The sequence below is a fragment of the Kitasatospora sp. NPDC096204 genome, assembly GCF_044763205.1.
Lineage (GTDB): Bacteria > Actinomycetota > Actinomycetes > Streptomycetales > Streptomycetaceae > Kitasatospora.
The window spans coordinates 1-21,475 of sequence record NZ_JBIWFT010000030.1 but is presented as its reverse complement, the minus strand read 5'-3'; the positions used below and the strand labels follow the sequence as shown (position 1 = coordinate 21,475).

At 75.2% G+C, this 21,475-nt stretch carries 24 protein-coding genes; 12 read left to right on the top strand and 12 right to left on the bottom strand.

The window, feature by feature from the left end; all coding sequences use genetic code 11:
* The first annotated feature begins 180 nt into the window (after positions 1-180).
* The 3 genes from ACIQ87_RS28185 to ACIQ87_RS28175 all read left to right on the top strand — a co-directional run bounded on the left by ACIQ87_RS28185 (position 181) and on the right by ACIQ87_RS28175 (position 2,923).
* The gene (locus tag ACIQ87_RS28185; protein WP_402411669.1) at positions 181-795 is read left to right on the top strand and encodes a TetR family transcriptional regulator; all 615 of its coding nucleotides are present in this window, start codon (positions 181-183) and stop codon (positions 793-795) included.
* 28 nt (positions 796-823) lie between these two features.
* Entirely contained in the window at positions 824-2,368 is a 1,545-nt protein-coding gene (locus ACIQ87_RS28180; protein WP_402411667.1) for an FAD-dependent monooxygenase, read from the top strand.
* Between the two features lie 123 nt (positions 2,369-2,491).
* Complete coding sequence (locus ACIQ87_RS28175; RefSeq protein ID WP_402411664.1) at positions 2,492-2,923, top strand: YchJ family protein; 432 nt, start codon at positions 2,492-2,494, stop codon at positions 2,921-2,923.
* 21 nt (positions 2,924-2,944) lie between these two features.
* Here ACIQ87_RS28175 and ACIQ87_RS28170 read toward each other — a convergent pair whose 3' ends face one another.
* Complete coding sequence (locus ACIQ87_RS28170) at positions 2,945-3,904, bottom strand: polysaccharide deacetylase family protein (protein ID WP_402411661.1); 960 nt, start codon at positions 3,902-3,904, stop codon at positions 2,945-2,947.
* A gap of 244 nt (positions 3,905-4,148) precedes the next feature.
* Here ACIQ87_RS28170 and ACIQ87_RS28165 point away from each other — a divergent pair, with 244 nt between their 5' ends.
* Positions 4,149-4,688 carry a GNAT family N-acetyltransferase gene (locus tag ACIQ87_RS28165; RefSeq protein WP_402411658.1) on the top strand — a complete coding sequence of 180 codons (540 nt, stop codon included), beginning with the start codon at positions 4,149-4,151 and terminating at the stop codon, positions 4,686-4,688.
* Between the two features lie 6 nt (positions 4,689-4,694).
* Here the strand turns inward: ACIQ87_RS28165 and ACIQ87_RS28160 are convergent, their stop codons facing one another.
* Positions 4,695-5,612, bottom strand: a complete 918-nt coding sequence (locus tag ACIQ87_RS28160; RefSeq protein WP_402411655.1) for a carbohydrate kinase — start codon at positions 5,610-5,612, stop codon at positions 4,695-4,697.
* 339 nt (positions 5,613-5,951) lie between these two features.
* Here ACIQ87_RS28160 and ACIQ87_RS28155 point away from each other — a divergent pair, with 339 nt between their 5' ends.
* Entirely contained in the window at positions 5,952-7,595 is a 1,644-nt protein-coding gene (locus tag ACIQ87_RS28155) for a M1 family metallopeptidase (RefSeq protein WP_402411653.1), read from the top strand.
* Between the two features lie 223 nt (positions 7,596-7,818).
* A complete protein-coding gene (locus ACIQ87_RS28150) occupies positions 7,819-8,058 on the top strand; it encodes a hypothetical protein (protein WP_392883540.1) in 240 nt (79 codons plus the stop codon).
* A 32-nt stretch (positions 8,059-8,090) separates the two neighbouring features.
* Here the strand turns inward: ACIQ87_RS28150 and ACIQ87_RS28145 are convergent, their stop codons facing one another.
* From ACIQ87_RS28145 to ACIQ87_RS28135, 3 genes are all read right to left on the bottom strand, one after another.
* Positions 8,091-9,659, bottom strand: a complete 1,569-nt coding sequence (locus ACIQ87_RS28145) for a sigma-70 family RNA polymerase sigma factor (RefSeq protein ID WP_402411649.1) — start codon at positions 9,657-9,659, stop codon at positions 8,091-8,093.
* A gap of 178 nt (positions 9,660-9,837) precedes the next feature.
* Entirely contained in the window at positions 9,838-10,671 is an 834-nt protein-coding gene (locus ACIQ87_RS28140; protein ID WP_402411646.1) for a CAP domain-containing protein, read from the bottom strand.
* A 278-nt stretch (positions 10,672-10,949) separates the two neighbouring features.
* Positions 10,950-11,429 (bottom strand): GNAT family N-acetyltransferase, encoded by a 480-nt coding sequence (locus tag ACIQ87_RS28135; RefSeq protein ID WP_392883544.1) that lies wholly within the window; start codon positions 11,427-11,429, stop codon positions 10,950-10,952.
* A gap of 256 nt (positions 11,430-11,685) precedes the next feature.
* On the opposite strand from ACIQ87_RS28135, the gene ACIQ87_RS28130 reads away from it, so the two are divergent.
* The 5 genes from ACIQ87_RS28130 to ACIQ87_RS28110 all read left to right on the top strand — a co-directional run bounded on the left by ACIQ87_RS28130 (position 11,686) and on the right by ACIQ87_RS28110 (position 15,796).
* Positions 11,686-13,230, top strand: coding sequence for an ATP-dependent DNA ligase (locus ACIQ87_RS28130; protein WP_402411643.1), 1,545 nt, complete (start codon positions 11,686-11,688; stop codon positions 13,228-13,230).
* 230 nt (positions 13,231-13,460) lie between these two features.
* Positions 13,461-13,673 (top strand): ferredoxin, encoded by a 213-nt coding sequence (locus ACIQ87_RS28125; RefSeq protein ID WP_402411640.1) that lies wholly within the window; start codon positions 13,461-13,463, stop codon positions 13,671-13,673.
* 110 nt (positions 13,674-13,783) lie between these two features.
* Positions 13,784-14,998: a cytochrome P450 gene (locus tag ACIQ87_RS28120; protein WP_402411637.1), complete on the top strand. Its 1,215-nt coding sequence runs from the start codon at positions 13,784-13,786 to the stop codon at positions 14,996-14,998.
* A gap of 191 nt (positions 14,999-15,189) precedes the next feature.
* Positions 15,190-15,354, top strand: a complete 165-nt coding sequence (locus ACIQ87_RS28115; protein ID WP_402411634.1) for a hypothetical protein — start codon at positions 15,190-15,192, stop codon at positions 15,352-15,354.
* Between the two features lie 103 nt (positions 15,355-15,457).
* A complete protein-coding gene (locus tag ACIQ87_RS28110; RefSeq protein ID WP_402411631.1) occupies positions 15,458-15,796 on the top strand; it encodes a hypothetical protein in 339 nt (112 codons plus the stop codon).
* Positions 15,797-15,844: 48 nt separating this feature from the next.
* On the opposite strand, the gene ACIQ87_RS28105 is transcribed toward ACIQ87_RS28110, so the two are convergent.
* The 4 genes from ACIQ87_RS28105 to ACIQ87_RS28090 all read right to left on the bottom strand — a co-directional run bounded on the left by ACIQ87_RS28105 (position 15,845) and on the right by ACIQ87_RS28090 (position 17,723).
* A complete protein-coding gene (locus ACIQ87_RS28105) occupies positions 15,845-16,804 on the bottom strand; it encodes a hypothetical protein (protein WP_402411628.1) in 960 nt (319 codons plus the stop codon).
* A gap of 65 nt (positions 16,805-16,869) precedes the next feature.
* Entirely contained in the window at positions 16,870-17,154 is a 285-nt protein-coding gene (locus ACIQ87_RS28100; protein ID WP_402411626.1) for a DUF427 domain-containing protein, read from the bottom strand.
* Between the two features lie 71 nt (positions 17,155-17,225).
* A complete protein-coding gene (locus ACIQ87_RS28095) occupies positions 17,226-17,462 on the bottom strand; it encodes a DUF6296 family protein (RefSeq protein ID WP_392883556.1) in 237 nt (78 codons plus the stop codon).
* Positions 17,463-17,477: 15 nt separating this feature from the next.
* The gene (locus tag ACIQ87_RS28090; protein WP_402411622.1) at positions 17,478-17,723 is read right to left on the bottom strand and encodes a DUF2277 domain-containing protein; all 246 of its coding nucleotides are present in this window, start codon (positions 17,721-17,723) and stop codon (positions 17,478-17,480) included.
* Between the two features lie 177 nt (positions 17,724-17,900).
* On the opposite strand from ACIQ87_RS28090, the gene ACIQ87_RS28085 reads away from it, so the two are divergent.
* Positions 17,901-19,094: an MFS transporter gene (locus tag ACIQ87_RS28085; protein WP_402411621.1), complete on the top strand. Its 1,194-nt coding sequence runs from the start codon at positions 17,901-17,903 to the stop codon at positions 19,092-19,094.
* Here ACIQ87_RS28085 and ACIQ87_RS28080 read toward each other — a convergent pair.
* The 3 genes from ACIQ87_RS28080 to ACIQ87_RS28070 all read right to left on the bottom strand — a co-directional run.
* Positions 19,091-19,609, bottom strand: a complete 519-nt coding sequence (locus tag ACIQ87_RS28080; protein ID WP_402411618.1) for a gamma carbonic anhydrase family protein — start codon at positions 19,607-19,609, stop codon at positions 19,091-19,093. The two genes, ACIQ87_RS28085 and ACIQ87_RS28080, sit on opposite strands and share 4 nt — an antisense overlap.
* A gap of 59 nt (positions 19,610-19,668) precedes the next feature.
* Positions 19,669-20,985, bottom strand: a complete 1,317-nt coding sequence (locus tag ACIQ87_RS28075; RefSeq protein WP_402411615.1) for a serine hydrolase domain-containing protein — start codon at positions 20,983-20,985, stop codon at positions 19,669-19,671.
* 208 nt (positions 20,986-21,193) lie between these two features.
* The coding region (locus ACIQ87_RS28070; RefSeq protein ID WP_402411612.1) for a DJ-1/PfpI family protein at positions 21,194-21,475 on the bottom strand (282 nt) is incomplete at its 5' end.

Sequence of the window (21,475 nt, the reverse complement as noted above, 5' to 3'; positions counted from 1 at the left end):
TCGTCCCGCCGGAAAGCCTGCGGGGGCGGGCTCCCGACCGGGATCGCTCCGCGACCACGCAACTACTACCAGCGACAAACCGCAGGTGGCGGGCGGCTCGCCACAGGCCGTACGGCCGGGAAAAACTTGCGTGCCGCGCACTATTGCGCAGCGCGCACTTTCTGCGGAACAGTGGTGCCCGTGACGAACGGTCAGCCCGGACTACGGGAACGGAAGAAGGCCGCGACGCGGGAGGCACTCAGCTGGGCGGCCCTGCGCCTGGCGGTGGAGCGGGGGCTGGAGAACGTCCGGGTGGAGGACATCGCGGCCGCGGCCGGGGTGTCCCCGCGCACCTACAACAACTACTTCTCCAGCAAGGCCGAGGCGATCGTCTCCCGGCACCGCGACCGGATCCTGCGGGCCGCCGAGGCACTGCGGGCCCGCCCGGCGGAGGAACCGCTGTGGGAGGCGCTGACCCACTCCCTCGTCGCACCGTACGACGGCGCGCCGGAGGGGCCCGACCCGCGGTGGACCGCCACCGTACGGCTGCTGCTGCGCGAGCCCGCGCTCCAGGCCGAACTGATCCGCGGCGGCGCGGCCGTCCGGACCGAGCTGGCGGCGGCGGTGGCCGCCCGGACCGGGACCGACGCCGACCGGGACCTCTACCCGAAGCTGGTCGCCTCGGCCGCGCTCTCCGCGCTGCAGGTCGCCAACGAGCACTACCTGGCCGCCGACCCGGTGGTGCCGTTCCGGCCGCTGTTCACCGAGGCGCTGCGGCAGCTGGCGGCCGGGCTGCCGGACCCGTCACAGGCGTGAACTCACCACATCCGAGGGGGATCTCGAGATGACCAACGACGTCGTCATCGTCGGCGCGGGACCGGTCGGGCTGTTCCTGGCCGGCGAGCTGGCACTGGCCGGAGTCCGGCCGGTGGTGCTGGACCGGCTGCCCGCGCGCTCGGGCGAGCAGAAGGCCAACGGCCTGGTCGGCCAGGTGCTCCGGCTGCTCGACCACCGCGGCCTGCACCAGCCGCTCAGCGGCCTCCCGGGCGCGCCGCAGCCCGTACCGCGCTTCGTGTTCGGCGCCTTCCCGCTGGAACTGCACCGGCTCGACCGGAACCCGCTGCACGCCGCGCCCGTGCCCCAGCACCGGATCGAGGAGGTGCTCGAGGAGCACGTCCGCGCACTGGGCGTCACCGTGCGCCGCGGCCACGAGGTCACCGGCCTCGACCGGGACCCGACCGGGGTGACCGTCGACGTCCACGGCCCCGCCGGCGCCGAGCGGCTGCGCGCCCGTTACCTGGTCGGCGCGGACGGCGGCCGCAGCACCGTCCGCAAGCTCGCCGGGATCGGCTTCCCCGGCATCACCTCGGCCGACCCGGTCTCCCGCGTCGCGCACGTGCGGCCGCCCGAAGGGCTGCGCACCACCGACAGCGGCGAGGTCCTGCTGCCGGGCTGCCCGACCCCGTTCCGCACGTACACCCACACCCGCACCGACCACGGCGTGTTCGTCATCTCCCCGTTCGACCCGGACGCCGTCATGATCGCCACCATGGAGTGGGGCGGCCCGCCGGTGGACCAGGAGACCCCGCTCACCCTGGACGAGCTGCGCGCCAGTGTCCGCCGGGTGACCGGCGCCGACCTGCCGCTCGCCCCGGCCCGCACCGCCGGGCTGTTCACCCCGCGCCGCACCGTCGGCCACAACACCCGGCTCGCCGAGCGCTACCGCGACGGCCGCGTGCTGCTGGTCGGCGACTCCGCCCACGTCCACGCCGCGACCGGCGGCCCGGGCCTCAACCTCGGCCTCCAGGACGCCGCCAACCTCGGCTGGAAGCTCGCCGCCGAACTGCGCGGCCCGGCCCCGGCCGGCCTGCTCGACAGCTACCAGCGCGAGCGCCACCCGGTCGGACAGCGGGTGTTCATGCACTCCCAGGCCCAGACCGCTCTGATGGCCCCCGGCCCCGGGACCACCGCGGTGCGCGCCCTCTTCGGCGAACTGCTGGCACACCCCGACAACCTCGGCCGGATCGCCGCGCTGATGGCGGGCAGCGACATCCGCTACGACGTCGACTGCCCGCACCCGCTGGCCGGACTGTTCGTGCCGGAGATCTCCGCGACCACCTCGGACGGGGAGGTACGGATCGCCGAACTCGCCCGCACCGGGCGCCCGTTGCTCATCGACCTCACCGGCGGGAAGCTCGACCTCGCCGGCCCGGCGGCGGGCTGGAAGGACCGGGTGGACCTCGTCACGGCCGACTGCCCCCGACCGCCGGCCGGCGCACTGCTGCTGCGCCCGGACGGCTACGTCGCCTGGGCGACCGAGCCCGGCCGGGCGGACCGGGAGGGGATGGACCGGGCGCTGCGCACCTGGTTCGGCGCCGCCGGCTCCTGAACACGGGTTCCCCGCCGCCGGGCGCGGGCGGGCCCGCCCCCCGGTGCGCGGAGGAGCCGGACCGTTCCCGTCGTGCACGGGGCGGCAGGGGAGCCGCCCGACGCGTGGGGGACAATGGGCGGCATGTCCCGACGTCGTTCCGCGCCCCGCACCGCCGCGCCCCGGCTGCTGCCCTCCTCCCCCTGCCCGTGCGGCCTGCCCGCCACCTACGGCGACTGCTGCGGCCGACTGCACCGGGGCCAGACGGCGGCCACCACCGCCGAGTCCCTGATGCGCTCCCGGTTCAGCGCCTTCGCCGCACAGGACGAGGCGTACCTGCTGCGCACCTGGCACCCGGACACCCGGCCCGCCGAGGTCGACTTCGACCCGGGGCTGCGCTGGACCGGGCTGGAGGTGGTCGCCACCACCGAGGGCGGCGCGTTCCACGCGGAGGGCACGGTCGCCTTCCGGGCGCACTGGACCGAGGGCGGCGAACAGGGCGTGCTCACCGAGAACAGCCGCTTCGTGCGGCACGAGGGCGCCTGGGTGTACCTCGACGCCCTCTCGCTCGGCTGAGCCGCCCGCGAACGGCGGCGGCTACAGGTAGTCGTCCAGCCGGGCCAGCGCGAACCCCTGCGCGGTGGCGTCCTCGACGACCTTGCGCAGCAGGTCCGGCATGGAGGCGTTCCAGATGTCGACGCCCCGGAAGTGGGTCAGGATGATGTCGCCCGAGTGCAGCTTCTGGTCGTCGTAGCGCCACTCCATGTGGTCCGGGAAGGCCTCCTCGTTCCACAGCGGCACCGCCTGCACCCCGCAGGAGGCCGCCGCGCGCAGGGTGTCGTCGTTGTACTCGCCGTACGGCGGCCGGAACAGCCGGGGGCGGACGCCGATCTGCTGCTCCAGCTGGTCCTGCTGGTTGCAGATCTCCTCGCGCTGGGTCTCGTAGTCCAGGACCTTCAGGTTGCGGTGGTTGATCGTGTGGTTGTTGATCTCCACGCCCTGGGCGTGCAGGTCGCGGAAGTAGCCGTAGTTCTCGCGGACGAGGTAGTCGGAGACGTAGGTGCTGAGCGGGATGCCCAGCTCCTGGGCCATCCGGGAGAACTCGGGGTCCTTCTCGTCCCCGTCGTCGACGGTCAGGAAGACCACCTTGTCGTCGGTCGGGACCCGGTAGACGACGGGCGGGCGGTCGTCCGCGAGCTTGACGCCCTGCCCCTGGGTGAGCTCGACCCTGGTCGTCGGGCGGGGCGGGGCCTTCAGCGGCGGGCGCTCCAGGCCCCAGCGCCGGGCCGTCTCCAGCTCGGCCCGGGCGGCCGCCTCCTGGCGGGCCATGGCCTCGCCGCTGTTCTCCTCCTCCTTGGCGGCCGTGCCGGGCAACCTGGGCGGCGCCACGGGCGGGGCTCCCGCGTGGTCGGGGCCCTGGCCGGCGATCCCGGCGGCGGGCGCCGCGTTCGCGGTCCCGTCGACGGCCGGGGCGGCGCAGCCGGCGAGGACGGCGGAGAGGCAGACGGTGGCCAGCAGGCCGGTCCGGGTACCGGTCCACCGCCGACTTCCCCTCAAATCCCCTCTAATACGACAAACTGATAGTCTGTTCATAGGTGCACTGCTCCCCCACCGCGCACCACCGCCAATCCCCTCGTCACTCGCGCGGGGCAACGACGCACCGGGGGCCTTGCCGTTCCTTTGCCCGGTCGGCGGGCGATCGGGTGGCGGGCGGCAGGGGCATGCGGGCGGGCGGACGCACGGGTGGGGCCGCCGGGAAAACCGATTGCGGCGGCGGCGCCGCGAAGTGGATCATGCGCGCATGACGAACACCGCGCGGCGCAGCTCAGGCTCCTGGACCGTCGCCCCGGCCGACGTGACCGCTCCCGAGGCCCTGGACCTGCTGCGCGAGTACTACTACGACGTGGCCAACCGCTACTACCGCCTGCACTTCGACCGGGAGGGCACCCCCGAGGAACTGGAGTCCGGCCTCGCCGGCTCCCCCAGCGACGACCTCGCCGCCCCGAGCGGCCTCTTCCTGCTCGGCCGCCACGACGGCGTCGCCCACTCCTGCGCCGGTCTGCGGCGACTCGACGCCACCACCGCCGAACTCACCCGGGTCTTCGTCCGCCCCGGCCTGCGCGGCACCGGCGGCGGCACCGCGCTGCTGGCCGCCGTCGACCGGGCCGCCCGCTCCCTGGGCGCGGACCGGATCGTCCTCGACACCCGCCTCGACCTCGTCGAGGCCCGCGCGCTCTACCTGCGCAACGGGTACCGGGAGATCCCCGCCTACAGCAGCGGGCCGTACGCCCAGATCTGGTACGGGAAGGAGCTCACCGCCCCTGCCCCGCAGGGAGGTTGAGCCCGACTAGTCGACACTCGCCTCGGACCGGGGCTGCGGCCCGGCCGTCAGCGCGGCCGCGAGTTCGGCCGCCGAGGGCGGGTTGGCGCCCGGGCGGGCGACGGTCAGCGCGGCCGCCGTCACCGCGTGGGTGAGACAGGTCGCCAGGCCGGCGCCGGCCGCGCGGGCGTGCAGGAAGGCGGCCATGAAGGAGTCGCCGGCGCCGACGGTGTCCGCGACCGGCACCGGGCGGGCCGCGGCCTCGGCGCGGCCCCCGTCGGCGGTGCGGGCGAACGCGCCCTCGGCGCCGAGGGTCACCGCGACGGTGGCGGGGCCGAGCGCCAGCCAGCGCTCGGCGACCACCTCGGGCCGCTCACCCGGGTAGAGCCAGGCCAGGTCCTCGTCGCCGGCCTTGACCAGGTCGCTCAGCGCCACCCAGCGCTCGACCCGGCGGACGGCCTCGGCCCGGTCGCCCATCAGCGCCGGGCGCACGTTCGGGTCGTAGCTGATCTGCGCCCGCCCGCGCCAGCGCTCCACCAGCGCCCGCACCGAAGCGGCGCCGGGCTCGGTGACGGCCGCGATCGAGCCGAGGTGGATCGCGGCGGGCGCCTCGGCGGGTTCGGTGGGCGGGAGCGTCCAGCGGATGTCGAAGGTGTAGCGGGCCCGCCCCTGCCCGTCCAGTTCCACCACCGCCGAGGGCGTCCGGTCGACCTCGGCCGCCCGCACCCGCACGCCCGCCGACTCCAGGTGCCGCCGGATCAGCCGGCCGTTGGCGTCCGGCCCCAGCTCGGTGAGCAGCGTGGCCGGTCGGCCGAGCCGGGCCAGGCCGTAGGCGACGTTCGCGGGGCTGCCGCCGGGGTGCACCCGGTCCGGGGCAGCACCCGATCGGACGATGTCGGCGACGCACTCGCCGATCACCAGAACGGGCGAAGCGGGGCTGGTCACGGCGGCTCCTGACATCCGGTGCGCGGGCATCGTCGGACAGCCAGCCTACGGGCTGCGTCAGGAAGGGAAAGGCGTCAGGGCAGAGAAGTACGGCCGCCGGACCTGGCCAGGTTTTCCGACGGCCGTGGCTCGTCCGTCAGGGGACGATGCACTACTGACCTTAGACCGCGGGCGGGGGTCCCGCCATCACCCTGCGCCGTCCGGGGGAGCACGGTGTGTCGCCGGGCCGCCCCGATCACGCCCGGGGCGGCCCCGTGAGCCGCTAGCATCCGTGGCCAGGCTCTCCCGTCCCGGCGGTTCCCCGCCTCCGCTCCCGCCCGTGAAGCGCGGTGATCACCCTTGCCCAAGGTCCGCCTGCCCAGGCTCCGCTCGCTCAAGTCCCGCCCGTTCGGGCCCCGTTCGTTCCGGCCCCGTGCCGGTCTCGCGCTGTCGCTCGCGCTCGGTGCGGTGCTGCTGTCCGCGAGCGCGCCGACGGCCGGCGCCACCGGTGGGCTGGGCGATCCGGTCTTCCCCTCGCTCGGGAACACCGGGTACCGGGCGCTCCGGTACGACCTGGCCTTCGACTACCGGGCCGACACCCGGACGGTGGACGGCACGGCCGTGCTCACCGTACGGCCGGACCGCGTCCTCGCCCGGCTGGAGCTGGACGCGCTCGGACTGACCGTGCGCGCCGTCCGGGTCGACGGGCGGGCGGCGGGCTTCGCGACCCACGCTGAGAAGCTGACGGTCACCCCGGCCCGGCCGTTCCTCCCGGGCGTCGCCACCCGGCTGACCGTCGAGTACACCGCCGACCCGCGGGCCAGGCTGCCGCACACCGGCTGGGTCCCCACCCCGGACGGCTTCGCCGTGGCCGGCCAGCCGAGGAGCGCGCACACCGTCTTCCCGTGCGACGACCACCCGAGCGACAAGGCCCGGTTCACCATCGCGGTGACCGCCCCCGATGCTCTCCTGGGCGTCGCCAACGGGGAGTTGACGGCCACCGAGCGGCTCGGCGACGGCCGCACCACCCGCCGGTACGTCTCCCGCGAGCCGATGGCCACCGAACTGGTCCAGGTGTCCGTGGGCGACTACACCGTGCGCGAGCGCACCGGCCCGCACGGCCTGCCGCTGCGCGACGTCGTGCCGACCGCCCGCGCCGCCGAGCTGGAACCCGCGCTCGCCCTCACCCCCGGCCAACTCGCCTGGGCGGAGGCCCACCTGGGGCCGTTCCCGTTCGAGACGTACGGGCTCCTGCCGGCCGACACGGACGATCCGGCCGCGTTCGCCTTCACCGGGCTGGAGACCCAGACGCTCACCCTCTACAAGCCGAACTTCCTGCGGCAGGCGGAGCCGGCGATCGGCTCGCACATGATGCACGAGGTGGTCCACTCCTGGTTCGGCAACAGCGTCTCCCCCGCCCGCTGGTCCGACCTCTGGCTGAGCGAGGGCCACGCCGAGTTCTACGAACTGGTGTACCGCTACGAGCACGGGTGGCCGGAGGCCGACGGCAGCACCACGCTGACCGACCGGATGCGCCTGCTCTACGGGCTGGGCGACCAGTGGCGGCACGACTCCGGGCCGGTCGCCTCCCCCACCGCCGCCGACCTCTTCGGCGGCCAGCGGTACAAGGGCGGCGCGCTGGTGCTGTTCGCGCTGCGGGAGAAGGTCGGGGCGGCGGCCTTCGAACGGATCGAGCGCGTCTTCCTGGACACCCACCGCTACGGCAACGCGACCACCGAGGACTACGTGCGGACGGCCTCGGCGGTCTCCGGGCAGGACCTGCGGGGCTTCCTCGACGACTGGCTGTACGGGCTGCGGACGCCGCCGATGCCCGGGCATCCGGACTGGGTGGTGGGCCCGGTGGGGCAGGCGGGGGCGGCTCCGGGGGGCCAGGTGCCCTCGGCGCCCGTCCCCGGAGCGCCCGTCTCCGGGGCGTCGGCTCCGGAGGGTGGGGCCGCAGTGGCGGGCGGGCCCGTGGGGGCGCGGGGCTCCGGAACGCTCTGACGGCGCGGCTGGGGCTGCTGGTGCACGCCCGGCGCGCCGCCGTGCGTCCGGTCGCGCGTCGCACGCCCCTGACCGGCAGGGGCGGGTGGGGCCATGGTGGTTCCCACGGCCCGCCCGCCGCCCGGCAGAGTCCCGGTCGGCTCGCGGGCCGTCCAGACGTTCCCGTGAGCGGGCGCGCACGGACCGGCCGTAACCCTTCCGGCGCAGCGTCGTTGGACCGGCCATGAAGAAGCGCAGCATGCTTGCCGTGGCCTCGATCGCCGTCGGTGTCGTGGCCTCCCTCACCGCGCCGAGTGCGCACGCCAGTGCCCTGGGCGGGCAGGAAGGGCTGCCCGGCCCGCTGAGCAGTGCCCCGGACGTGGTGCCCGGGCAGGTCGGTGACGCCGGTGGCGTCCTCGGGGAGGCCACGGGCTATGTGACCGGGTCGGCGGACGGCCTGGTGGCGGTCGCGCCCCACGCGTAGCCGCCGCCCCCATCCGTAGCCCCCCGTGGGGCTCAGGGCATCGGGGCTCCGAGGTCCTGAGCCCAGAAGGGCGTGCCGGCGGAGTTCGTGGCGAAGCCGACGCCGACGTCCTTGAATCCGCAGTCGAGCATGTTGGACTGGTGGATTCCGCCGTCCATCCAGCGGGCGAAGACGGCGGCCGGGGTGGTCGGACCCCGGTCGAGGTTCTCGCCCCACTGCGACCAGCGGTAACCGGCGGCGGTGATCCGGGCCTCGGTCCGGACGCCGTCCGGGTTGACGTGGTCGAAGAAGCCGCGGGTGGCCATGTCGTCCGCGTGCTTCTGGGCCGCGCCGTGCAGCCTGGGGTCGATCCGCAGCGGGGCGCAACCGGCCTTGACGCGTTCGGCGTTGAGCAGGTCCACCAGCTGGCGCTCCGGGTTGGGCAGCGGCGCCGTGGAGGCGGTACGGGTCGCGGTCGGCGTCGGTGTGGGCGTCGCCGTCGGTGACGGGCTCTGCGCGGGTACCTGGGTCGGCGCCGGCGTGGGGGCGGCGGGTGCGGCGGCGGCCGTGGGGGCGTCCTGGGCCGCGGCCGGGGCGCTGGGCTCCGGTGGCGTCGGCCGCGGCGGCTCGGCGGCCTGCGGCCAGACCAGGGCGAGGGTGGTCACGGCGACAGCCGCGGCCGCACCGCTCACCAGGACGGCCTTACGGGCCGCGGTACCGGCCCAACCGCCGTGGCCTCCCGCTCCGGTGCGGGCTCCGGCGCCCGTGCCCGCTCCCGCGCCGGAGCCCGCACCGGTGGCGGCCGTCGCGGAGGCGACGGTGTGCTGGAAGTGCAGCAGCACGGGCGCGTCGAGCGGGATCGGCACCAGGGCGAGGCCGGCCAGCAGCCCTTCGGCCGGGAACAGGTCCCGGCCGAGCCCGCCGCAGTCGGCGCAGTCCCGGATGTGACGGGCGATGCGCTTGCGCCAGACCGAGTTCGGGGTGCCGTCGAAGCCCGAGGTGAGCTCGGTCAGCCCGGGGCAGCGGGGGTAGGCGCAGAGCGCGCGGACGACGATGCGGCCCGCTTCGAGCTGCTTCTTCATCCGCTGCACCCGCACCGCGGTGTGCTGCGGGCTCAGGTCGAGGGCCTCGGCGAGTTCGGCGCGGGTCAGTTCGCCGGCGGCCTCCAGCCACCAGAGGGCGAGCAGTTCGCGGTCGTCCGGGTCCAGCCAGCGGGTGGCCTCGGCCACCTCGCGGCGCTGGCCGGAGAGGCCGAGGCGCAGGATGGTCAGGTCGGTGAAGTCGGCCCGGGGGTCGGCGACCTCCCAGGTCTCGTCCAGGCCGCCGACGGTCGGCTGCTGCTGGCCGGCGGCGTGCCGACGGCGCACCTGGTTCATGGTGATGGCGACCAGCCAGGAGCGGAAGGCCTCCGGGTCGCGGAGCCCGTCCAGGCCGTCCAAGGCCCGGATCATGGTCTCCTGCGCGACGTCGTCCACGTCGGCGTGGCCGCCGAGGGCACGGCCGGCCACGTTGTAGACGAGCGGCAGCCAGGCGGCGACCAGCGCCTCCCGGGCCTGCCGGTCGCCTGCCTGCGCCGCGAGTACCAGGGTGGTCCCGCTCCTGTTCTGCACATCAGCGTTCATGGTCCGCACTCCGTCTTGCCGTCTATCCGTCCGCCGCTGCCTCCTCGGAGACCCGTGGGGAGTGATCAGATAACAACAATGTGCACGGAATCGGAAAATCGGACCGGACGGACCGGGGCGTACGGACCGGACAGTTCGGCCCGGTCCGATGGTCAGACCGGGCCGAACGAGGGTCGGTTCACGCCGGGGCGGCGAACACCTGGGTCCACCACGGACCGTTGGTACCGGTCCGCACACCCACGCCGAGCTGCTTGAACGAGCAGTTGAGGATGTTGGCCCGGTGGCCGGGGCTGTTCATCCAGGACTCCATCACCGCGGCCGGGTCCTTCTGGCCGCGGGCGATGTTCTCGCCCCAGGTGCTCCAGCTGTAGCCGGCCGCCTCGATCCGGTGGTCGGCGTGGTTGCCCTCGGGGCTGGCGTGGTCGAAGTAGCTGCGGTCGGCCATGTCGTCGCTGTGCGACTGGGCCGCGCTCGCCAGCCTGGGCTCGTTGCTGACCGGCCCGCAGCCGGCCTTGCCGCGCTCGACGTTGACCAGGTCCACGACCTGCTGGGCGTACGACGGGGACGCGCCCCCGCCCGCCGGCCGGGCCGCGGCGGCCCGGGCGGCGACGGTCTGACCGGCGGCGGCGGTGGTGCGGGTGGCGCTCGGGGTCGCCTTGACCGCGGCGGCCGTGGGGGTGGGGACGGCGCTCGGCGTGGCGGTGGCCGAAGCCGTCGGCGAGGCCGGAGCGGTCGCGGCCGTCGAGGTGGCCGCGGCGCTCGGGGTGGCCGACGGGTCGACGGCGGTGGAGGTGGCGGGCGACGGGACGTCCGGGTTCGTCCCCCCGGTGCCGGGCACCTGGATGCCCTCGCGGGTGCCCAGCTCCGCGGAGATCAGCGTGTCGGCGGTCAGCGACTGGCCCGCCAGGTCGCGGTCGGCCTGCTTGCCGCCGTACGCCGCGTAGCCGGCGCCGGCCAGCGCGGCGAACAGCCCGGTCCCGGCCACGGCGGCGACGACCGCGGTGACCGGCACGATCCCGCCTCGCCGCCGCGCCCGCCGGCCCCGGCCGGCGTGCCGCTCGGCAGCGCGCCGCGCCGCCCGGCCGCCGGAGCGGCCACGGGCAGCACTCCCACTGTCGCTGCCGGCTCCTCCCCCGCTCGCCGGGAGGATGGTCGTCCTGTCGTCGCTGTTCACGGTGGCCACGCTTTCTGTTCCGGGTCGACTGGTCGGGTGTCGACACTTGGGAGACCTCCCCGCGGGACGTCGATAACAGAAATTCCGAACGGATGTCCGGCGGCCGGGCCGTGACCTCAGCCGGCCGGCTCCTCCGGAGCCATGTCGTAGGTGACGAACCTGGTTCGGGTCGCGACCTGGTCGTACTTGCCACGGGCCCGGTAATTGTCCTCGGAGGTGATCCAGCGGACGGTGACCCACCCGCGTTCCGCCGCGATTTCCCGCAGCCGGCCCAACAGCGCGTCCACCGCCCCGCCGCCGCGGACCTCCGGCGCCACGAACAGATCGTCCAGGAAGCACCCGACGGCCCCGTGCAGCGGCCGCGAGAACGGACGGTAGTGCGCGAGCCCGACCGGCCGGCCCTCCCCGTCCCGCGCCAGCAGCCCGGCCAGCTCGTGCGCCGGATCCATCAGCCAGGACCAGACCAGCTCGGCCTTCTCCTCCGGGATCGGCACCCGGTAGAACTCGCAGTACCCACGGAAGAGCTCGCGCCAGGCGGCGTAGTCACCGGCCTCGGGCGCACCGATGCTCCAACGGGTCGTGGGGGTGTCGCTCATCTCGGTCTCCATCACTCAGCGGGTGGCGGGAGCCCCCAGCATGACGCCCCGCCGCCCCGCCGGTGATCACCGTCCCGGCCAAGACCGTGCTCCTCGCACGCCACTGCGGAGCCTTGCGGCCCAGGGGCGGGAAGGGCCCGGGGCGGGAAGGGCCCGGGCCGGGATAGGCCCGGGGCCGCGTCGGGGTGCCCGCCGGGGCCGTCGTGCGGGGGTGGGAGTGCGGGCGGATGCTGAGGGACGTGGAGGTGGTGGTGGCGTGGCGGGGTTGACGCGGTTGGCGTTGGTGTCGCGGGAGGTCGCGGCGGAGCCGGGGCGGCGGACGAAGACGGGGTTGCTGGCCGCCTATCTGCGGGAGTCCGGGCCGCTGGAGGGGGCGGTGGCGGTGGCGCTGCTGTCCGGGGAGTCGCAACGGCTGCGGACCGGGATCGGTCCGGCGGCGCTGCGGGGGCTGCCGGAGCCGGCGGTGGAGGCCTCGCTCGGGGTGCCGGAGGTGGAGCGGGAGCTGGAGCGGATCGCCGGGGTGCACGGCGCGGGGGCGCGGGCGGAGCGGCGGCGGCTGCTGCACGGGCTGTTCGCGCGCGCGACCGCCGTGGAGCAGGGGTTCCTGCGGGCGGTGCTGGTCGGGGACCTGCGGCAGGGGGCGCTGGACGCGGTGGTCGGGGACGCCGTGGCGCGGGCGGCCGGGGTGCCGGCGGCGGCGGTGCGGCGGGCGTTGATGTTCCGGGGGTCGGCCCGCGCGGTGGCGCAGGCGGCGCTGACCGGTGGGGAGGCGGCGCTGGCGGCCTTCCGGCTGGAGGTGGGGCGGGCGGTGCGGCCGATGCTGGCCGCCTCGGCGCCGGACGTGGCCACCGCGCTGGAGCGCACCGGTCCGGCCGCGGTGGAGTGGAAGCTGGACGGCGTCCGGGTGCAGGTGCACCGGGAGGGCGGGGAGGTCGCGGTGTTCACCCGCGGCCTGGAGGACATCACCGCCCGCGTCCCCGAGGTGGTCGAGGCCGCGCTGGCCCTGCCGGTGCGCTCGGCGGTGCTGGACGGCGAGGCGATCACGCTCGGCCCGGACGGCCGGCCGCGCCCGTTCCAGGAGACCGCCGCTCGCATCGCCTCCCGGCAGGACCCGGCCCGGCTGCGCGCCGGGGCTCCGCTCGACGCCTACTTCTTCGACCTGCTGCACCGGGACGGCGAGGACCTGGTGGACCGCCCCGGCCGGGAGCGCTGGGCGGCACTGGCCGGGGCGGTGCCGGACGTCCTGCGGCCGGCCCGGGTCGAGACCGGGGACCGCGACCGGGCGCTGGCCTTCTTCCGCGAGACGCTGGCGCTCGGCCACGAGGGCGTGCTGGTGAAGGACCCGGCGGCCCCGTACGCGGCCGGGCGACGCGGCGCGGGCTGGATCAAGGTGAAGCCCCGGCACACCCTGGACCTGGTGGTGCTGGCCGCCGAGTGGGGCAGCGGACGGCGCCAGGGCTTCCTCAGCAACCTGCACCTGGGCGCCCGGGCGGCGGGCGAGCCGGGGCTGGGCCCGTGGGTGATGCTCGGCAAGACCTTCAAGGGCCTGACCGACGAGACGCTCGCCTGGCAGACCGCCGAGCTGCTGGCCCGGGAGACCGGGCGGGACGCCTGGACGGTGCTGGTCCGGCCGGAACTGGTCGTCGAGATCGCCTTCGACGGGGTGCAGCGCAGCCCCCGCTATCCGGCCGGCCTCGCCCTGCGGTTCGCCCGGGTGGTGCGCTACCGGCCGGACAAGGCCGCCGCCGAGGCCGACACCGTCGCGACCGTACGGGAGATCGCCGCCGCCGAGGGACTGTGAACTCCCGGGGCCGCCGGCCGGAGCCCGGGCTGTGGCGCCAACTCTTGTCAGGGGAACGTCAGTTCAAACCTTCCCCGCCGCCCGGCGGATCCGGCGGGAACCTAATCGGCCATTCTCGACGATCCCGCCGCCGCACCCGCCGTGGACGGATCAACGGCGGTTAGGTTGGCAATGACAACGAGAGGCGGCCGCCGGGCAGCCGGCGGCGCACTGGCGAGAGGTGCCCGACCATGCGGGTGAGTGTCGACCGGGACCGCTGCTGCAGCTCCGGAATGTGCGTCCTGAACGTTCCCGAGGTCTTCGACCAGGACGAAGACGACAGTCTGGTGAGGCTGCGTCAGACCTCCTTCCGGCCCGACCAGTTCGATGACATCAGACTGGCCTCCCAGCTCTGCCCGGGCGGCGCGATCACCGTGGTCGAGGACGAGCCGGCGCAGGCCTAGGCAATCCTCGGCCAGGTGCGGGCAATGACCGCAAGCCGCAATGTGACTGACGCATTCTCAGCAGACAATCCCCCCACCGGAGAACCATCGCGACACAAGGAGACCCCGCCTTGACGAGCTCGTCCACCGCCCCCGCCATCGCCCTCCCGGCCCGGCACTCGGCCGGCTGCCCGTTCGGCCCGCCGCCCGCGTACGTCGAGGCCGCCGCCACCGCCCGGCTGACCCAGGCCACCATGCCCGGGGGCGAGCCCTGCTGGCTCGCCACCGGCTACACCGAGGTCCGCGCCATCCTGTCCGACCGCCGGTTCAGCTCGGACATCCGCCACCCGTCCTTCCCGCTGCTGGTCGCCGGCAGCCGGGAGCGGATCACCGAGCACCCGACCTTCCTGAACCTCGACGACCCCGAGCACGCCCGGCTGCGCCGCATGGTCACCGGGGACTTCCTGGTCAAGCGGATCCAGGCGATGCGCCCGGACATCCAGCGGATCACGGACGAGGCGCTGGACGCGATGACCGGCGGCCGCACCGAGGCCGACCTGGTCGCCGACTTCGCGCTGCCGATCCCCTCGCTGGTGATCTGCCTGCTGCTCGGCGTCCCGTACGAGGACCACGAGTTCTTCCAGCGCGTCAGCCGGGCGCTGCTCACCCAGAGCTCCTCGCCGCAGCAGCTCCTGGACGCCCGGGACGAGATGCTGGAGTACCTGACGGAGCTGACGGCCCGCAAGCGGGCGGAGCCGCAGGACGACATCCTCAGCCGGCTCGCCGTCCGGGACGACCTCACCACGCGCCAGATCGCCAGCACCGGCTTCCTGCTGCTGGTCGGCGGGCACGAGACGACCGCGAACATGATCTCGCTCTCCACCGCCCTGCTGCTGGAGCAGCCGGAGCAGATCGGCAGGCTGGCCGACCCGGCCACACTGCCCGGAGCGGTGGAGGAGCTGCTGCGCCACCTCACGATCATCCACACCGGGGTGGCCCGGGTGGCGTTGGAGGATGTGGAGCTGGGCGGCACGACGATCAGGGCCGGTGAGGGCGTGATGGCGATGCTCTCCACCGCCAACCGGGACGAGGAACTGTTCGGCAGCACCGACCGGCGGCCGGTGGAGGAGCTGGACCTGGACCGGGACGCCCGGCGCCACCTGGCCTTCGGCTTCGGCGTGCACCAGTGCCTCGGCCAGCCGCTGGCCCGCGCCGAGCTGCAGATCGCGCTGGCCACGCTGTTCCGGCGGCTGCCCGGGCTGCGGCTGACCGTCCCGCGCGAGGAGCTGTCGTTCCGCACCGACTCGTTCATCTACGGCATGCACTCGCTGCCCATCGCGTGGTGACGGCGCGGTGACGCCCCGCTGACGGCCGGGCGAGGTCCGCGGGGTTCCGCAGACGTCCGCGGGGGCCGGCCGGGCACCCGGCTGGCCCCGGCGCCGGGGCGGAGGCAGGCTGGAAGGGCGAAGAGACACCACCGGCCCCACCGCGCCCGCGACCCCGCGCGCCAGGACCGGCCGAGGAGACGGAGCCCGCGATGACCGACATGAGCGACCGGTCCAAGGTGAGCACCGAGGAGGACGAGGACGTCCGCGCGGCGGACCCCGAGGAGGGCATCCCCTCGATGCAGAACCTGCACGCGCAGGACACCTCCCAGGCGGAGGGCGCCCCCATGCTGGACGAACCCGGCCAGCCCGGCTGACCGTCCGCCGTACCGACTCGACCGCCCGGTGGGACCGGGCGGTCGCCGCGACCGCAGGTGTCGCTGCTCCGGCGGCGAGCCACCCGCGGGGGAGGATAGGCGCATGACCGAACACGACCAAGGCAACCGCCAGGCCCGACCGCCCGCGGACCCGCGCACGTCGTGGGCGACCTGGACCACTCAATCGATCATCAGCGGCCCCGGTGGAGTGACCACCGCCGAGGTCGGTCCGATATCCGGCGACCTCACCGTGCACACCACCTGGGTGGACGGCGAGGCGAGGCTGACCGTCCAGTACACCGGCGCGCTGGACTGGTACACCGTCGCCGGGAGCCCGGTGCCGGCGGCCGACGAGACCACCGCGCGGGCGATCCACCAGGCGATGGTGAACGGCGTCAAGGCCGGCCGGGGCGCGGGCGCGCCGGCTCCGCCGAAGGCCTAGGAACCTCCGGGAGGGAGCAGCGGCGCACGGTGCCGCTGCTCCCCCGCCCTACGGGGCCGTCCCGTCCGTCTCCACCGTCCCGTCGCCGTCGCGCGCCACCGTCCCGCCGCGGGCCACCGTCTCGCCCTTCAGGGCGGGCGCGGCCACGGTCCAGTAGGTACGGTCCGCCGGGCGGCGCCCGCGCAGGTCCTTGCGCACCTCGTCGGCCAGCCGGCGGGTGTCGCGGCGGTTCATCGTGGCGCCGATGCCGGCGCCGACCAGCAGCGGGATCACCGCCGGCAGGTGCCGCAGCGAGCTGCGGGTCAGCCGGCGGCGGACCTTCTGGCGCACCTCCGAGCTGATCGCCAGCGCGGCGAAGCCCGCGGGCCGCACCAGCAGGCTCGCGTCGATCCCGCGGCGGTTGGCCCAGGCGCCGAGGTAGGCGCCGGCCCGCTGGGCGGCGGTGCCCCGCGCCGGGGTGCCGTAGACCTCGTGCAGCTCGGCGATCAGCTTGATCTCCACGGCCGCCACCGCGAGCGTCTCGGCCGCGATCTCCACCGGCATCGCGGGCGGCACCGGCAGCATCGCCGCCGCGCCGACGCCCGCGCCGAGCGTGCCGGAGGCCCGGACGGCGCCGGTGACCAGCAGGTCGGCCAGCTGCTCCGGGAAGGCCGCCTCCGGGTGCTGCGCCCGCAGGGTGGCGAGGTCGCGCACCGGGATCCGCGGCGCGGTGTGCACCAGCTGTTCGGTCAGCGCCCTGCCCCCGTACGCGGCGCCCCTGGCCGCTCCCCGGGCGGCGGCCCGGCTGCCGCGACCGAGCAGCCGGACGGTCTGCAGCACCAGCGCGCGGCCGCGGCCGCGCTGCTTCGCCGTGTACTCGGCGACCGGGAGCTCACCGACGGGTCGCTCGGACTCCTCGACCAGTTCGGCGAGTTGCTCGGTCAGTTCGGTCTCGGCCCGGTCGGGCCCGGCGGGCGGCCGGGGGCGGCCCGGTCTGGGGAAGCGGACCGGTCTGCGGAAGACTGCCATGGGAATCCGGTACCCCTTTCGCGGCGGCGGCCTGGCCAGGGCCAGGCCAGGCCGGGCCAGGCCGGCTACTCGACGATCTCCACCCCGTTCCAGAAGGCCACCCGGTCGCGCACGTGCTCGGCCTCGGGCTTCGGATCGGCGTAGAACCAGGCGGCGTCCGGGTTGGTCCGCCCGTCCACCTCCAGGGTGTAGTAGCCGGCGGTGCCCTTCCAGCCGCACACCGTGGTGGTGTCCGAGGGGCGCAGGTACTCGGTGCGCACCGCCCCGGCCGGGAAGTAGTGGTTGCCCTCGACGACGACGGTGTCGTCACTCTCGGCGATGACGACGCCCTGCCAACTCGCTGTGGTCATACCGCGATTGTGCCCGACGGGCGGGCGTCGCGCCGCGGCTTCCCGGCACCCGCCCGGGTCGGCCGCGGCGGTCAGGACAGCGGGTGGGCGTGCACCGGCACGTGCGGGCTCTGGTGGCCGCCGCTGGCGAGCATCCGGACCTCGCCCGCGTCGCTGATCTCGGCCCGGACGATCCCGCTCTCGTCCTCGTACACCGGGTGGCCGCCCGGGCCGGTCGCGTCGGTGCGGGCGACCACCACGACGTCCTGCGGGGCCTGGGTCCCCGGGGTGCCGGGGAAGGTGAGTGCGTAGCGCTCGGCGGGGTTCATCACGGCTGCTCCTGCCTACCCGGCGGCCTCGGCCGGCACGGCGGCCCGGGTGTGCGAGCCGCGGACCTCCAGTTCCGCGAGGAGCCGGGCGGTGGCCTCGGCGACCGCCTCCACGGCCCGCTCGAAGGCCTCCCGGTTGCGCGCCGCGGGGGCGCGGAACCCGGACACCTTGCGGACGTACTGGAGCGCCGCCGCGTGGAAGTCCTCCTCGTCGGCGTCGGGCGTGACGGGGGGTCGCAGGGTCTTGATGTTGCGGCACATGCTCCCAGTCTCGCGCGCGGGGGCCGCGGCGGCGACCCCCTTTCGTCACACGCACCTCACGGCGCCGTCATCCGGCCGGATTAGGATGCCGGACGAACGAATTCATCCCACCTTCGCCCCTTTCTCGTCCCGCCGCGCGCTCTCCCGGTCCGTCGGCATCACCCCGGAGTCACCCCCTTGCCTCTCGCGCTGCTCGCGCTGGCCGTCACCGCGTTCGCCATCGGAACCACCGAATTCGCCGCCATGGGGCTGCTCCCCCAGGTCGCCGACAGCCTCCACGTCTCCATCCCGCAGGCGGGCTGGCTGATCTCGGCATACGCGCTGGGGGTGGTGGTCGGCGCGCCGCTGCTGACCGCACTCGCCGCCGGGCGGCCGCGCAAGGCGGTGCTGGTGGCGCTGGCCGGGCTGTTCGCGACCGGCAACCTGCTCTGCGCGGTGGCCCCGGACTTCTGGACGCTGGCCGCCGCCCGGCTGGTCACCGGGCTGCCGCACGGCGCGTTCTTCGGCGCGGGCGCGGTGGCGGCGGCCGAACTGGTCGCGCCGGACCGGCGGGCCCGGGCGGTGGCCGTGATGTTCTCCGGGCTGACCGTCGCCAACATCGTCGGCGTCCCGGCCGCGACCCTGCTCGGCCAGCACCTGGGCTGGCGGGCGACCATGCTGGTGGTCGTGCTGATCGCGGTGGCGGGGACGGTCGCCATCGCCCGGCTGGTGCCCGCGCTGCCCTCTCCCGGGCAGTCCGGGCTCCGGCACGAGCTGCGGGCCTTCCGCAGCGGGCAGCTCTGGCTGGCGCTGGCCACCGTGGTGTTCGGCTGCGGCGGCTTCTTCGCCTGCTACAGCTACATCACGCCGCTGCTCACCGAGGTGTCCGGGTACGCCACCGGCTCGGTGACGCTGGTGCTGGCGCTGTTCGGGGTCGGCATGACGATCGGCAACGTGCTGGGCGGGTTCGCCGCCGACCGGGCGCTGCGCCCGACCGTCTGCGCGGCCTTCGTGCTGCTCTCCGCCACCCTGGCGCTGTTCGCGGTGACCGCGCACGCCCGCTGGTCGGCGGCCGTCACGGTGGTGCTGATCGGCCTGTTCGGCTTCGCGATCGTGCCGGCCGTGCAGACCCTGGTGCTGCAGAAGGCGCGCAGCGCGCCGACCCTGGCCTCGGCGACGGTGCAGGGCGCCTTCAACCTGGCCAACGCCCAGGGCGCGTACTTCGGCGGGCTCGCCCTGGACGCCGGGCTCGGCTGGACCGCGCCGACGCTGGTCGGCGCGGTCCTGGCCGCCTCGGGAACCGTGGTCGCGGTGCTCGCCTGGGCGGTCGACCGGCGCCGGCCCGCGCCCGTTCCGACGGAACCGGCGGCGGCCGCGATGACCACGGCCTAGATCTCCCGGTGGGCCTCGGCGAGGAGCCGGTAGCCGGCGCCGTTGTCCCTGATGCCCGACTTCTCGTCCTCGGTCAGCTCGCGGCGGACCTTGGCCGGGACGCCGGCGACCAGCGAGCCGGGCGGGACGACCATGCCCTGCGGCACCACCGCGCCGGCCGCGACCAGTGAGCCGGTGCCGATCCGGGCGCCGTTGAGCACGGTGGCGCTCATGCCCACCAGTACGTCGTCCTCGACCGTGCAGCCGTGCAGCACGGCGTTGTGGCCGACCGAGATCCGCTCGCCGACCACCAGCGGGAAGCCGGGGTCGGCGTGCAGGACGCAGTTGTCCTGGATGTTGCTGCCCGCGCCGACGGTGATCGACTCGGCGTCGCCGCGCAGCACCGCGCCGTACCAGACGCTCGCGCCGGCGGCGACGGTCACGTCCCCGATCACGACGGCGTTCGGGGCCACGAAGGCGCCCGGGTCGACGGCGGGCTCCCTGCCCCCGACTGCGGCGATCAGCGGCTCTGCCATGGCGCGTCCTCCTGGTGACGGTGTGGGCCGTTGGGTCGCCGGTCAGCGTAGGGGGTCGGTCACGGCGCCATGCGGGCGAGGTCGGGTACGGCGGCGGTGGGCTGGGCTCCGCAGAGAGCGGTCGTGGTCACCCTGTGCCAGGCCGCGCCGGCGGCGGCCGGGTCCGGGATGTCGTAGACGGTGGTGTTCGCGGCGAACGCGCGCCGCCCGTCCGGGGAGGCGAGCATCATCGTGCTGTAGCCGGGGATGCCGCCGGCGTGGCCCCAGAAGGAGCCGCAGGGGGTGTCCAGGCGCTGGAGGCCGAGGCCGTACGTCCGGCCCTCCCCGTGGGCGGTGGTCTCCTTCATCGCGGCGAGTTCGGCCGGGCGCAGCAGGCGGCCGCCGAGCAGGGCGTCGAGGAAGGCGGTCAGGTCGGCGGTGGTGGAGATGCCACCGCCGGCGGAGCCGGCCATGGAGGGGTTGAGCACGGTGACGTCGACCGGGCCGGTGGCCGCCTTGAGGTAGCCGTGGGCGTGCGGGCCCGGGATGAACGGGAGGTCGCCGGGCATCCAGGTGTCGACGAGGCCGAGCGGGCGGATGATCCGGCGGGTGACCTCGTCGTTCCAGCTGTGGCCGGTGAGCTTCTCGATGATCATCCCGACCAGGATGTAGTCGGTGTTGGAGTACTGCCAGTCCTGGCCGGGGGCGAAGGCCGGCGGGTACCGGTTGGCGAGGTCCACCAGGTCCCGCAGCCGGTAGGAGGCGTAGCGGCGGTCGCGCAGCCAGTCCGGGTCGTCGAACCGGAAGGCCGGGTCCTGGGTGTAGTCGGCCACGCCGCTGGTGTGGTCGAGCAGTTGCCGCACGGTGATCGCGGTGCTGTTCGGGACGACGCCGGGCAGCAGGCACTCCAGGCGGTCGTCGAGGTCCAGCCGGTGCTCGCCGACGAGTTGGAGCAGGGTGGTGGCGACGAAGGTCTTGGTGGCGCTGCCGATCCGGAACGCGCCCTCGGGGTCGGCGGGCTCGCGGGTGGCGAGTTCGGCGACGCCGGTGGCGTTCCGCCAGACCAGCCGGCCCCGTTCGCGGACGGCGGCGAGGGCGGAGGTCGAGTAGCCGGGGCCGGTCATCCCGGCGAGGGCGGCGTCGGCGGCCGTCCAGTCGCCTCGGCGCTCGGCGGCGGCGCGCGCGGCGTCGGCACCCTCGGTGGGGGTGCCCTCGGCGCCGGGGACGGCGAGGTGCACGGCGCCGTGGCAGCCGGGGGTGGGCAGGAAGTCGACCGGCCCGGCGACGGCGGCCGGGGCGAGGACGGTGAGCAGGCCGACGCCCACGGCGGCGGCGACGGCGGCGCGCAGGGCCTTCCGGCGGCGACCTGGGGCGGGGGCGGTCGGGTCGGCGGTCATGCCGTCCTCCCTGGTCCGGGGTCGGCGGAGTGGTCAACTCCGTTTGTCTGGTGCTCACTTGACACCATGCCGGGCCGATCGGGAGCGGGTCGTCCACCTGGGGAGGGGCTCCTACCCCGAGGAACCCCGGAGCCGGACCCCGACGCGTCTCGGGGTCCGGCTCCGGGTACGGCTTCGGCGGCGCGGGTCAGGCGACCGGCGGTGCGGGTCAGCCCAGCGGCGCCTTGGTACGCAGGACCTCGATGAAGGCGCGCAGCCACGCCGGGTGGTCGGGCCAGGCGCGGGCCGAGACGACCACGCCGTCCACCACCGCCTCGCCGTCCACGAACTCGGCGCCCGACGCCTTCACGTCCGGCGCCAGCGCCGGGTAGGCCGAGGTGCGGCGGCCGTCCAGCGGTTCTGGATCACTTTCCGTGCCAGAGCCACAGAGCGTCACCACAACCGCGATCATGAACGGTCGTGGCTGACGACCTCCTCCAAGACCTCTGGC

Bases quoted from the DNA above. Each gene is read 5' to 3' on its own strand.
- ACIQ87_RS28180 (WP_402411667.1), top strand. From the start codon at position 824: ATGACCAACGACGTCGTCATCGTCGGCGCGGGACCGGTCGGGCTGTTC.
- ACIQ87_RS28175 (WP_402411664.1), top strand. From the start codon at position 2,492: ATGTCCCGACGTCGTTCCGCGCCCCGCACCGCCGCGCCCCGGCTGCTG.
- ACIQ87_RS28165 (WP_402411658.1), top strand. From the start codon at position 4,149: ATGACGAACACCGCGCGGCGCAGCTCAGGCTCCTGGACCGTCGCCCCG.
- ACIQ87_RS28150 (WP_392883540.1), top strand. From the start codon at position 7,819: ATGAAGAAGCGCAGCATGCTTGCCGTGGCCTCGATCGCCGTCGGTGTC.
- ACIQ87_RS28145 (WP_402411649.1), bottom strand. From the start codon at position 9,659: ATGAACGCTGATGTGCAGAACAGGAGCGGGACCACCCTGGTACTCGCG.
- ACIQ87_RS28135 (WP_392883544.1), bottom strand. From the start codon at position 11,429: ATGAGCGACACCCCCACGACCCGTTGGAGCATCGGTGCGCCCGAGGCC.
- ACIQ87_RS28125 (WP_402411640.1), top strand. From the start codon at position 13,461: ATGCGGGTGAGTGTCGACCGGGACCGCTGCTGCAGCTCCGGAATGTGC.
- ACIQ87_RS28115 (WP_402411634.1), top strand. From the start codon at position 15,190: ATGACCGACATGAGCGACCGGTCCAAGGTGAGCACCGAGGAGGACGAG.
- ACIQ87_RS28110 (WP_402411631.1), top strand. From the start codon at position 15,458: ATGACCGAACACGACCAAGGCAACCGCCAGGCCCGACCGCCCGCGGAC.
- ACIQ87_RS28105 (WP_402411628.1), bottom strand. From the start codon at position 16,804: ATGGCAGTCTTCCGCAGACCGGTCCGCTTCCCCAGACCGGGCCGCCCC.
- ACIQ87_RS28100 (WP_402411626.1), bottom strand. From the start codon at position 17,154: ATGACCACAGCGAGTTGGCAGGGCGTCGTCATCGCCGAGAGTGACGAC.
- ACIQ87_RS28095 (WP_392883556.1), bottom strand. From the start codon at position 17,462: ATGAACCCCGCCGAGCGCTACGCACTCACCTTCCCCGGCACCCCGGGG.
- ACIQ87_RS28090 (WP_402411622.1), bottom strand. From the start codon at position 17,723: ATGTGCCGCAACATCAAGACCCTGCGACCCCCCGTCACGCCCGACGCC.
- ACIQ87_RS28080 (WP_402411618.1), bottom strand. From the start codon at position 19,609: ATGGCAGAGCCGCTGATCGCCGCAGTCGGGGGCAGGGAGCCCGCCGTC.
- ACIQ87_RS28075 (WP_402411615.1), bottom strand. From the start codon at position 20,985: ATGACCGCCGACCCGACCGCCCCCGCCCCAGGTCGCCGCCGGAAGGCC.